Raw genomic sequence first — 11,312 nt, 5'->3', positions numbered from 1 at the left:
CCGCTGCGGAGGTGGAAGGCGTGAGATATCAGGAAGGCCTCGCCCACCGATGGTGAACACAGCGGGCTGCCGCACGCCCTGGCCGTGGGTCCCGGCGCCCGGTCGGTGCGGTGGCCGAGCGGGCCGGCCTTTGAGCGAGGCGCGGCACGCGAAGCTGCTGGGTGCTGACGCACTGCGGTTCCCCGGACGCTGACGGGCGCCCGCGAACACGCTGACCGCTGCCTCGGGCCGCTCGGACTGCGGTTTCGTGCTTGTGAAATCCTGTGAACAAGCTGATCCGAGGCATCCTCCGTACGGCCGGACAATGCTGCCATGAGCAGTATCTTTCCTGTTCACTGTGGGATGCGTCTTGTTCACTGAACTCATGCCTGATAGAACATCGGGCAGGTCGGGCTAACAGAGGAGTGAACATGGCAGACTCTCCCCTTCTCTCCCGCCGCTCCGTGTTTCAGCTCGGCGGTGTGGGCGCGCTCCTGCTCGCCACCGGCGCCTGCGCGAGCGGCAGCAAGAACAACACCTCGTCGTCGGCCTCCGGCGGCGCCAAGTCGTCGACCCTGAAGATCGCGGTGTCCAGCTACATCAGTAGCTGGGACCAGGACTTCGTCGGCTTCGACCTGACCGCCCTGATGCTGTACAAGAACGTCTTCCCATACATGATCGACTACGGCGTGAAGACCGTCGGCGGCAGCAGGATCCTCGACACCGAGAACATCATGCCGACGTTCGCCGAGTCGTTCGAGCCGGACGCCGAGAAGAAGGTGTGGACGCTCAAGCTCCGCAAGGGCGTCAAGTTCCCCAGCGGCAACGAGCTCAAGGCCGCCGACGTGAAGTGGTCGAAGGACCGGGCGTTCGCCGCCAAGGCCAACGTCGCCGGCATCTACCGCACGATCGGCCTCACCAAGGCCGAGCAGGTCGTCGTCGTCGACGACTACACGGTCGAGTTCCACCAGGAGTTCCCGAGCGCGCTGACCAGGCAGATCCAGGCCATCTCGCTCTACGTCTTCGACTCGGCCGAGGCGAAGAAGCACGTCACCGACGCGGACCCGTGGGCCAAGGAGTGGTTCGCCAAGAACCCGCCCACCGGCGGCTACTTCAACGTCACCAAGGCCACCCAGGGCCAGGAGATCGAGCTCACCGCGAACGACGCCTACCCGGGCGCGGACCCGGCCAAGACGAAGACGATCCGCATCTCGGTCGTGCCGGCCGCCGCCAACCAGCGGCTGCAGCTACAGGCCGGCGACATCGACATCGCGCTGGGCGCGAGCCCGCGCGACATCAAGGACCTCAAGAACGCCTCCGGCGTCACCGTGCTGTCCGCGGCCAGCAACTCGCAGATCGCCATCCAGATGTCGACGACCAACGCGCCGTTCGACGACGTCAACGTGCGTAAGGCACTGGCCTACGCCACGCCGTACGAGCAGATCATCAAGAACGTGTACGGCGGCGACGCCCGGCCGACGAAGAGCGTCGTGCCGCTGGACATGCCGGGATACTCCGAGAAGGGGTACCCGTACACGTACGACATCGACAAGGCCAAGGCGGCGCTCGCCGCGTCGGGCAAGACCTCGGTCACCTCGGAGCTGGTCTTCCAAGCCGACAACGAGGAACAGCAGCAGCTCGCCGTGCTCGTGCAGAGCGAGGCCCGCAAGGCCGGCATCGAGCTCAAGCTGACCCCGCTCGACCCGGCGACGCTCGCCGACCGGCGCGGGAAGAAAAACATCCCGCTGCAGATCACCTCGGGCCAGCTGTGGGTCAACGACGTCGAGTACATGCTGGCGACGAGCTTCGTGCAGGGCGCCAACCTCAACTACTCCAACTACACCAACCCGAAGATCGAGCAGATCTACCAGCAGTCGCACACCACCGTGGACACCGGCGCGCGCAACCAGCTCTGGGTACAGGTGCAGGACATCATGGCCGAGGACGTGCCGTGGGTCGTGATCTGCCAGCCCAACTTCAACCTGCCGGTGCGCAAGTCGGTGGTTGGCTGGGTGCAGCCGATGGACGGCCTGGCCCGCCTGCGCTACCTGGGTGCGTCGGCGTAGATGCGCGTCCTCCGGTTCGTCGCCCGCCGGCTGCTCCAGCTCATTCCGGTCCTGCTCGGGGTGGTCGTGCTGACATTCCTGCTGGTCCGGGTGCTGCCCGGTGACCCGATCCGGACCATCCTCGGGCCCAACGCGACCGCCGCCGACGAGGCGGCGGCGCGTGCCCGCTTCGGCCTCGACCAGCCGCTGTGGCGCCAGTTCACCGACTACCTCGGCGGCCTGATCACCGGGAACTTCGGCACATCCATCCAGAGTGGACAGTCGGTCGGCAGCGAGATGGCGCTGCGGATCGGCCCCACGATGGAGCTGGTCGTGCTGGCGGTGGCGATCGCCGTGGTGATCGCCACCGTCGTGGGGCTGTGGTCGGCCCGGCACGCGAACCGGGCCGGCGACCACGGCATCCGGGTGCTCGCGCTGATCGGCAACTCGATGCCGGAGTTCTGGCTGGGCCTGGTGCTGATCCTCGTCGGCTATGCGGGCCTGGGCTGGTTCCCGGCGCCCAGCGGCCGCGTCGACCCGGACACCGACCTCACCCCGATCACCGGCGCCGACGCGCTCGACGCCCTGCTGACCGGCAACATGCCGGCGCTGACGTCGGCGCTATGGCACCTGGTGCTGCCGGTACTCACGCTCGTCATCGTGATCGTGGCCCCGCTGCTGCGCAGCGTGCGCGCGTCGGCGCTGGAGGTGCTGCGGTCCGAGCCCTACGCGGCCGCCGAGGCCCACGGGCTGCCCGGCCGGCTGCTGCGCCGCGGTTACCTGGTGCGGGCCGCCCTGGTACGCCTGCCGTCGCTGGCCGCCCTCGTCTTCGGCTTCGCGATCGGCTCGACGGTGCTCATCGAGTACGTCTACTCCTGGCAGGGCTTCGGTCAATGGGCGCTGCGCGGCCTGCTCTACCGCGACTACCCGGTGGTGCAGGGGTCGGTGCTGGTCATCGCGTTCTGCTACGTCGTGGTGTTCCTGATCGCCGACGTCGTGCACGCCATGCTCGACCCGAGGGTGAGGATCTGATGTCGTTGCTGCGCACCGGCCGCCGCCGGGAAGGCCGCGACCGCCGCGACGGCCGCTTCGGCACCGTCCTGGTGGCCACCGGCACCGGGATCCTGGCCGTCGTCGCCCTCACCGTGCTGCTCGCCCCGCTGCTCAGCTCGTGGGGGCCGAACGAGATCGACGGGGCCGCCCCCACCCTCGCCGAGCCCGGCGGCGCACACCTGTTCGGCACCGACGTCAACGGCATGGACGTGTGGAGCCGGCTGCTGTACGCGGGCCGCATCGACCTCGGCATCGCCGTCGCCGCGGTCGCAGTCGCCGTCGTGCTGGGCAGCATCCTCGGCGTCGTCGCCGGCTACTTTGGCGGCTGGCTCGACGACGTGCTGATGCGCCTGACCGACATCTTCCAGGCGTTCCCCACGTTCATCCTCGCGCTCACTGTCGCCGCCCTGCTGGGCAGCGGGCCGCTCAACCTGACCGTGGCGATCGCACTGGTGAACGCGCCGGCCTACGCCCGCCTGGTGCGCGCCGAGGTCCGCACGATCCGCGACCTGACCTACGTCGACGCCGCGCGCACTTCCGGCGCCTCGACGATCGGGCTGCTGTGGCGGCACGTGCTGCCGAACAGCATCACCCCGGTGCGGGTGATCGCCCCGCTCAACTGCGGCTGGGCGATGCTCACCCTGGCCGGACTGTCGTTCCTCGGGCTGGGCATCCCGGTGCCCGACGCCGAGTGGGGCGCCATGATCAGCCTCGGTACCGGTGACGTGGTCGCCGGCCGGTGGTGGACCTCGGTGCCGCCCGGCATCGCACTGCTCGTCTGCGTCCTGGGCTTCAGCCTCCTCGGTGAGGGCCTGCAGGAGCGCGCCGACCGGGTCCGACGGTGAGGAGCCGCACGTGAGCCTGCTTTCGATCGACAATCTCTCCGTCGTCATCGGCGGCCGCGTCGCCGCGCTCAGCGACGTCTCGTTCACCGTCGACGCCGGCGAGGTCGTCGGGCTGGTCGGGGAGAGCGGCGGCGGCAAGAGCATGGTCGGCCGGGCGATCGTCGGCATGCTGCCCACCGGCTCGGTGGCGACCGGCCGGGTCGGCTTCGACGGCGTCGATGTGCTGACCATGTCCGCCGAGCGGCTGGCCCACCACCGCGGCCACGGCGCCGCGATGTGCTTCCAGAACCCGCGCGGCGCGCTCAGCCCGACCCGGACCGCGGGGCGGCAGCTGGTCGACCGGCTCCGGACCCATCAGGACATGGACGGCGAGCGGGCCCGCGGGGCGGCGCTGGAGCTGTTCGAGGCGGTCGGCATCCGCAGCGCCCGCCGCCGCCTCGGTGCCTACCCGCATGAGCTGTCCGGCGGCATGGCCCAGCGGGTGATGATCTCGCTCGCCACCGGGTGTGCGCCGCGCCTGCTCATCGCCGACGAGCCGACCACGGGCCTCGACGTCACGCTGACCGCCGAGATCCTGCGGCAGTTCCGCCACGCCGCCGACACCGACGGCCGCGGCGTGCTGCTGATCTCCCACGACATCAACGCGATCGCGGCCGTGTGCGACCGCATTGTGGTCCTCTACGCCGGCACCGTCGTCGAGACCGGCCCGGCCCGGCAGGTGCTGACCGCGCCGGCGCACCCGTACACCCGGGCACTGCTGCGCTCGGTGCCCGACCTCGACGGCCGGCCCGTGGTGGTGACGCCGGGCGCGATGCCGCTGCTGCGCGAGGCCCCGGCCGCGTGCCCGTTCGCGTCGCGCTGCGCGCACGCCGAGGACGACTGCCGGACCTCCCGGCCGCAACCGGCGCAGCAGGGCCGGCGCTGGATGGCGGCCTGCTTCCACCCGCTGCACGACGCCGTCGAGGCGGGGCAGGCGGCCGACGTCACGGTCGGCACCCCGGCCCGGCGGGCCGCCACGACCGCGGACGCCGAGCCCGTGCTCGTCGTGGACGACGCGCACATGGTGTACAAGAGCCGGTTCGGCCGGGGTGGGCACCACGCGCTGCGCGGGGTCAGCCTCACCGTCGCCAAGGGCGAGCGGATCGGCGTCGTCGGCGAGAGCGGGTGCGGCAAGTCCACCCTCGCCCGGCTCATCGTGGGGCTTGCCAAGCCGACCCGCGGCAGCGTCACGGCGGCCCGCAGTTCGCTCGTCTTCCAGGACCCGATCGGCTCGCTCAGCCCGCGCCGGACCGTCGAGGACGCGATCGGCGAGCCGCTGCGTGCGCTCGGTCTCCCCGCGGCCGAGCGGGCCGGCCGGGCGGCCGCCGTGCTCGACCGGATGGAGCTGGACCGCTCGATCCTCGCCCGCCGGCCGCACGAGCTGAGCGGCGGCCAGGCGCAGCGGGTCGGCATCGCCCGCGCGCTCGTCGCCGAGCCGGACCTGATCGTCTTCGACGAGCCGACGTCGGCGCTGGACGTCACCGTGCAGGCGCAGATCCTCGCGGTGATCGACGAGGTCGCCGCGGACCGCTCGCACGGCTCGGTGTTCATCTCGCACGACCTCGCCACCGTCCGCGGGTTCGCCGACCGGGTCGTCGTGCTCTATCTCGGCCGGATCGTCGAGGAGGGGCCGGTCGAGGAGGTCTTCGCGCGGCCGCGGCACCCCTACACGCGGGCGTTGCTGTCGCGCGGCCTCTCGCCCGGCACAGCCCTGGTCCGCGACCTGGAGGAGGCCGACGCGACGGCCGGGTGCGCGCTCGCGGCCCGGTGCCCGTTCGTCACCGACCGGTGCCGGGGCGAGGACCAGCAGTTGCAGCAGTACGGGGAGAGCCGGGCCGCCTGCTGGCGGGTGCCGGAGATTGGGGAGTTGGTGTGAGCCTCAGGCTGGCCGTCGACATCGGCGGTACGTTCGTCGACGCGATGGAGCTGGACACCCGGACCAACCAGGTGCGGTTCCGCAAGGCGTCGACAACCCCGGCCCGCCCGGCCGACGGCGTGCTCGCCGCGGTGGCCGCGCTCGGCACGGATCTGTCCGATGTGGAGCTGTTCATCCACGGTACGACGCTGGGCCTCAACGCGGTGCTGGAGCGCCGCGGCGCGGCGACCGGCATCATCACCAACGAGGGCTTCCGGGACGTGTTCCTGATCGGGCGCGGCAACGTCCCGTCCGACCACATGTACGACTTCCAGTACGAGCGCCCGCCGAGCCTAGTGAAACGCCGGCACACGGCGGGGGTGAAGGGGCGGCTGGACTACAAGGGCCGCGTGGTCGAGGACCTCGACGCCGACTCGGTGCTGGCCGCCGCCCGCGAGCTGGTCGAGGTCCAGGGCGTGCGGTCGATCGCCATCTGCTTCCTGCACGCGTTCCTCGACCCGTCGCAGGAGCGCGCCGCGGCGGCCCTCATCCGGGAGCGGTACCCCGACGTCAGCCTCTCGCTGTCGACCGACATCGCCCGCGAGTACCGCGAGTACGAGCGCACCAGCACCACCGTGCTGGAGGCATACATCCGCCCGATCTTCGAACGCTACGTCGACGAGCTGGAGCAGGGCCTGGCCGACGGCGGCTTCGCCGGGCGCTTCCTCATCATGCGCTCCGGCGGCGGATCGATGACCAGCGAGGCGGCCAAGCGCTCGCCGACCCACACCGTCCTCAGCGGACCGGCCGGCGGCATCGTCGGCGCCGCGTACCTCGCCGGCGCGCTGGGCCGCGACAGCCTCCTCACCTTCGACATCGGGGGCACCTCGCTCGACGCGTGCGTCATCGAGCAGGGCCGCGCGGTCGCCGCCCACGAGGCGCAGCTGGAGCACTTCCCGCTGCTGATCCCGACGTACGACATCCGCACCATCGGCGCCGGCGGCGGCTCGATCGCCTGGCTCGACCGGGGCCTGCTCAAGGTCGGCCCGCAGAGCGCGGGCGCCGACCCGGGCCCGGTCTGCTACGGCCGCGGCGGCACCCGCCCAACCGTCACCGACGCGGCCGTCGCGCTCGGCTACGTGGACCCGGACCGGTTCCTCGGCGGCGAGATGGGGCTGCAGGCCGACGCAGCCCGCAAGGCCCTAGACGAGCAGGTGGCCGCGCCGCTCGGGCTGCCGGTCGAGGCGGCGGCCGCGGGCATCTTCGACGTGCTGCTCGCGCGCACCGTCGGCGCGGTCCGGCAGATCACCGTCGAGCGCGGCCGCGACCCGCGGCAGTTCTCGCTGCTCGCCTTCGGCGGCGCCGGGCCGCTGCTGGCGCCGCTGCTCGCCCGGGAGATGGGCATCGCGGAGGTCATCGTGCCGTTCGCGCCGTCGGGCTTCTCGGCGTGGGGCATGCTCAGCGCCGACATCGAGGACAACTTCAGCCGTACCCTGATGACCCCGCTCGACGAGGTCGAGCCGGCGGCGGTCGAGGCGACCTTCGCCGAGGTCGAGGCCGAGGCGCTGGCCTCGCTCAGCGCGCAGGGCGTGCCCGCGCAGCTGGCGGTCCTGCAGCGCCAGCTGGAGCTGCGCTACCTCGGGCAGGAGCACAGCCTCACGGTCACGATCGGGGGCGAGCTCGACCCCGACGGCGTGCGGGCGGCCTTCCAGGAGCTGCACTCCGCCCGGTACGGCCACGCGATGGCCAACCGCCTGCAGATCCTGAACCTGCGCCTGCGTGCGGTGGGCCGCACGGCGAGCCCGACACTGGTCGAGCCGCCGCCGGGCGACGGCAACCCCGCCCGGGCCCTGCTCGGGCGGCGGGACGCGTTCGACTTCGGCGCCCGCGCGGTCGTGCCGTTCGACGTCTACGACCGGGCGCTGCTCGCGCCGGGCGACGCGTTCGACGGCCCGGCGCTGGTCGACGAGGGCACGTCCACGACGGTGGTCCCCTCGGGCCAGCGGGTGTCGGTCGACGCGCACGGCTACCTGCTGGTGCGTGCGCGATGACCGGTTCGCAGCGAAGCGGAGAGGCCGGTCATCATGGATTCAGCTCGGAGGTCGTGCGGCCGGAGCGAAGCGGAGGGCGCATGACCTCGCTCGACGGCGCCACCGCCGAGGTCGTGCGCTCCTACCTCCTCGCCGCGGCCGAGGAGATGCGCGCGACGCTCATCCGCACCTCGTTCAACCCGGTCATCTACGAGGTCCACGACTTCGGGCTCTCGCTGTACGACGCCGACCTGCGGCTGGTGGCCGAAGCGACCGGGCTGACGTTCTTCCTCGGCGCCAACGACTTCTCGCTGCGCAAGGGCGTGGAGTACGTCGGGCGGGAGAATCTGCACCCGGGCGACGTCGTGCTGCTCAACTACCCGTACTGGAACGCCGCGCACGCCTACGACGCGACGCTGTTCGCCCCGGTGTTCGAGTCCGGCGGGCCGCTGCTGGGCTTCCTCTGCGTCCGCGCGCACTGGATGGATCTCGGCGCCAAGGACCCGGGCTACGTGCTCGACTCCACCGACGTACACCAGGAAGGCATCCTCTTCCCGGGCACCAAGGTGGTGTCGCGCGGCGAGCCGGTCCGCGAGATCCACGAGCTGATCCGGTTCAACTCGCGCATGCCCGACGAGGTGATGGGCGACCTGCACGCCCAGATCGCCGCGCTGCGCACCGGCGAGCGCCGGCTGCTGGAGATCGTCGAGAAGTTCGGCCGGCCGACCGTCGAGGCGACGATCGAGCGGATGATCGCCGACGGCGCCGCCCGCACCCGCTCGGCCCTGACCGCGCTGCCGCAAGGCTCCTGGACCGCCGAGGACGTGCTCGACGACGACGGCATCACCGACGAGCCGATCAACATGAAGGTGACCGTCACGATCGCCGACGGCACGTTCACGGTCGACTTCGCCGGGTCGTCGCCGGCCGTGGCCGGGCCGGTCAACATGCCCTACGGCGCGACCGAGGCGATCTGCAAGGTCATCCTCAAGTCGCTGACGTCGGCCGACCAGCCCTCCAACGCCGGCACCGTCGCGCCGCTGGTGGTGAAGGCGGAGCCCGGCACGCTGTTCCACGCCGTCTACCCGCAGCCGACGTTCACGCTCTGGACCGGCATCGTCGCGGTCGAGCTGATCCTCAAGGCGCTCGCCCAGGGCATGCCCGACCGGCTGCCGGCCTCGTCGGGCGGCGACGTGCCCGGGTTCATGATGGTCGGCATCCACCCCGACACCGGCGCACTGTTCGCGGTGTCCAACAACGAGCCCGTGGGCTGGGGCGGCACGCCGCACCACGACGGCATGAACGCCGCCACCCACGTCTCCGGCAGCACCGGGCGGATCACGCCGATCGAGGTGCTGGAGGCGAAGACCGGCATGTTCTTCGAGCGGATGGAGATTCGCACCGACTCCGGCGGGGCCGGCCGGTTCCGCGGCGGGGCGGGCCTGCACCGCGACATCCGGTTCGTCACGCCGGGGGAGTTCCTGTCGGTCATCAAGAAGACCAAGGCCCGGCCGTGGGCGCTTTCCGGCGGACGGCCCCCGGAGGCGAACCGGGTGATCATCTTCCCGGGTACCGACCGGGAACAGTCGGTCAGCACCAAGCGCACCGTCGTCGCCGTTGGGGACCGGGTCACGCTGCTGACCGCCGGTGGCGGCGGGCACGGCGACCCGCGCGAGCGCGACCCGGAGCTGGTGCGCGAGGACGTGGCCGAGGGGTATGTGTCGGCTGAGCGGGCCCGCGAGGTCTACGGGGTCGAGGATGCCTGAGGTCGACGGCGCCACCGCCGAGGTGGTGCGCAGCTACCTTGTGGCCGCGGCCGAGGAGATGCGCGCCGCGCTCGTGCGCACCGCGTTCAATCCGGTCATCTACGAGGTCCACGACTTCGGCATCTCGATCTACGACGCCGGCCTGCGCCTGGTCGCCGAGTCGACGGGCCTGTCGCGCTTCCTCGGCGCCAACGACTACTCGATCCGCAAGGGCGTGGAGTACGTCGGCCGGGACACGCTGCGGCCGGGCGACATCGTGCTGCTCAACTACCCGTACTGGAACGCCGCGCACGCCTACGACGCGACGCTGTTCGCGCCCGTGTTCGTCGACGACGCGCTTGTGGCCTTCCTCTGCGTCCGGGCCCACTGGATGGACCTCGGCGCCAAGGACCCCGGCTACGTGCTCGACTCCACCGACGTACACCAGGAGGGCCTGCTGTTCCCGGGCACCCGCGTATTCGCGGGCGGCGAGCCGGTCCGGGAGATTCACGAGCTGATCCGCTTCAACTCGCGCATGCCCGACGCGGTGCTTGGCGACCTGCATGCCCAGGTGGCGTGCCTGCGCACCGGCGAGCGGCGGGTCGCCGAGCTGTTCGGTACCTACGGCCGGGAAACGGTGGCCGCGGTGGTCGACACCGTCGTCGCCGCCGCCGAGCGGTCCGCCCGGGAGGCCGTCGACGCCCTGCCCCAGGGCTCGTGGACGGCCGAGGACTGGCTCGACGACGACGGGATCACCGACGACCCGATCCTGATGCGGGTCACCGTGACGATCGCCGGCGGCACGTTCACCGTCGACTTCGCCGGCTCGTCGCCGGCCGTGACGGGCCCGGTCAACCTGCCCCTCGGCGCGACGATCGCCACCTGCCGGGTGGCGTTCAAGGCGATCACCACGCCGACCGAGCAGACGAACGCCGGCCACTTCGCGCCGCTGATCGTGCGCGCCGAGCCGGGCACGCTCTTCCACGCCGTCTACCCGGCCGCGACGTTCACCCAGTGGACCGGCACCGTCGCGCTGGAGCTGATCTACAAGGCGCTGGCGCAGGGCATGGGCGGCCGGCTGCCGGCCTCGTCGGGCGGCGACGTGCCCGGGTTCATGATGGTCGGCGTCCACCCGGACACCGGATCGCTGTTCGCGGTCTCCAACAACGAGCCGGTCGGCTGGGGCGGGGCGCCCGGGCACGACGGCATCGGGCCGGCCAACCACCCGTGCCAGACCCAGGCCCGCATCACGCCGGTCGAGGTGCTGGAGGCGAAGACCGGCATGTTCTTCGAGCGGATGGAGATCCGCACCGACTCGGGCGGGGCCGGCCGGTTCCGTGGCGGACCCGGGCTGCGCCGGGACATCCGGTTCGTGACCCCGGGCGAGTTCCTGTCCGTGATCAAGAAGACCAAGTCCCGGCCCTGGGCGAGCGACGGCGGCGCGTCCCCGGAGGCGAATCGAATCCTGCTGTTCCCCGGCACGGCCCAGCAGCGCGCGGTCAGCACGGCCCGCACGGCGGTGTCACCCGGTGACCGGGTGACGGTACTGACCGCCGGAGGCGGCGGGCACGGGGACCCCGCCGCGCGCGATCCGGAGGCCGTCCTGCAGGACGTGGCCGACGGCTACGTCTCCGCCGCCGCGGCCCGCACGACCTACGGAGTGGATGTATGAGCGGCATGAGCGGTCCGGAGCGGAGCGGAGGGCCCGATCATCATGGGCA

General features: G+C 71.7%; 7 protein-coding genes. All 7 read left to right on the top strand.

Annotated features, from left to right (window positions below; genetic code table 11):
* Positions 1-410: 410 nt before the first annotated feature.
* A complete protein-coding gene (locus AB0I21_RS20520; protein ID WP_360563195.1) occupies positions 411-2,045 on the top strand; it encodes an ABC transporter substrate-binding protein in 1,635 nt (544 codons plus the stop codon).
* Positions 2,046-3,056, top strand: a complete 1,011-nt coding sequence (locus AB0I21_RS20515; protein ID WP_360563194.1) for an ABC transporter permease — start codon at positions 2,046-2,048, stop codon at positions 3,054-3,056.
* Positions 3,056-3,922, top strand: a complete 867-nt coding sequence (locus AB0I21_RS20510) for an ABC transporter permease (RefSeq protein ID WP_360563192.1) — start codon at positions 3,056-3,058, stop codon at positions 3,920-3,922. Before AB0I21_RS20515 ends, AB0I21_RS20510 begins: the two co-directional genes overlap by 1 nt.
* A gap of 10 nt (positions 3,923-3,932) precedes the next feature.
* Positions 3,933-5,837 (top strand): ABC transporter ATP-binding protein, encoded by a 1,905-nt coding sequence (locus AB0I21_RS20505; protein WP_360563190.1) that lies wholly within the window; start codon positions 3,933-3,935, stop codon positions 5,835-5,837.
* Positions 5,834-7,867, top strand: a complete 2,034-nt coding sequence (locus AB0I21_RS20500) for a hydantoinase/oxoprolinase family protein (RefSeq protein WP_360563188.1) — start codon at positions 5,834-5,836, stop codon at positions 7,865-7,867. Before AB0I21_RS20505 ends, AB0I21_RS20500 begins: the two co-directional genes overlap by 4 nt.
* Before the next feature lie 80 nt (positions 7,868-7,947).
* Entirely contained in the window at positions 7,948-9,612 is a 1,665-nt protein-coding gene (locus AB0I21_RS20495; RefSeq protein WP_360563186.1) for a hydantoinase B/oxoprolinase family protein, read from the top strand.
* Positions 9,605-11,263: a hydantoinase B/oxoprolinase family protein gene (locus AB0I21_RS20490; RefSeq protein WP_360563185.1), complete on the top strand. Its 1,659-nt coding sequence runs from the start codon at positions 9,605-9,607 to the stop codon at positions 11,261-11,263. The genes AB0I21_RS20495 and AB0I21_RS20490 overlap by 8 nt, the downstream gene beginning before the upstream one ends.
* Positions 11,264-11,312: the final 49 nt, after the last annotated feature.

Source organism: Dactylosporangium sp. NPDC050588 (genome assembly GCF_040654975.1).
Taxonomy (GTDB): domain Bacteria; phylum Actinomycetota; class Actinomycetes; order Mycobacteriales; family Micromonosporaceae; genus Dactylosporangium; species Dactylosporangium maewongense.
The sequence above is the reverse complement of the archived record's forward strand: the minus strand, read 5'-3'. Positions and strand labels throughout refer to the sequence as shown.

What these genes read in the sequence shown, in the direction of transcription:
- AB0I21_RS20490 (WP_360563185.1), top strand. Translation starts at nt 9,605, where the DNA reads ATGCCTGAGGTCGACGGCGCCACCGCCGAGGTGGTGCGCAGCTACCTT.
- AB0I21_RS20495 (WP_360563186.1), top strand. Translation starts at nt 7,948, where the DNA reads ATGACCTCGCTCGACGGCGCCACCGCCGAGGTCGTGCGCTCCTACCTC.
- AB0I21_RS20515 (WP_360563194.1), top strand. Translation starts at nt 2,046, where the DNA reads ATGCGCGTCCTCCGGTTCGTCGCCCGCCGGCTGCTCCAGCTCATTCCG.
- AB0I21_RS20520 (WP_360563195.1), top strand. Translation starts at nt 411, where the DNA reads ATGGCAGACTCTCCCCTTCTCTCCCGCCGCTCCGTGTTTCAGCTCGGC.
- AB0I21_RS20510 (WP_360563192.1), top strand. Translation starts at nt 3,056, where the DNA reads ATGTCGTTGCTGCGCACCGGCCGCCGCCGGGAAGGCCGCGACCGCCGC.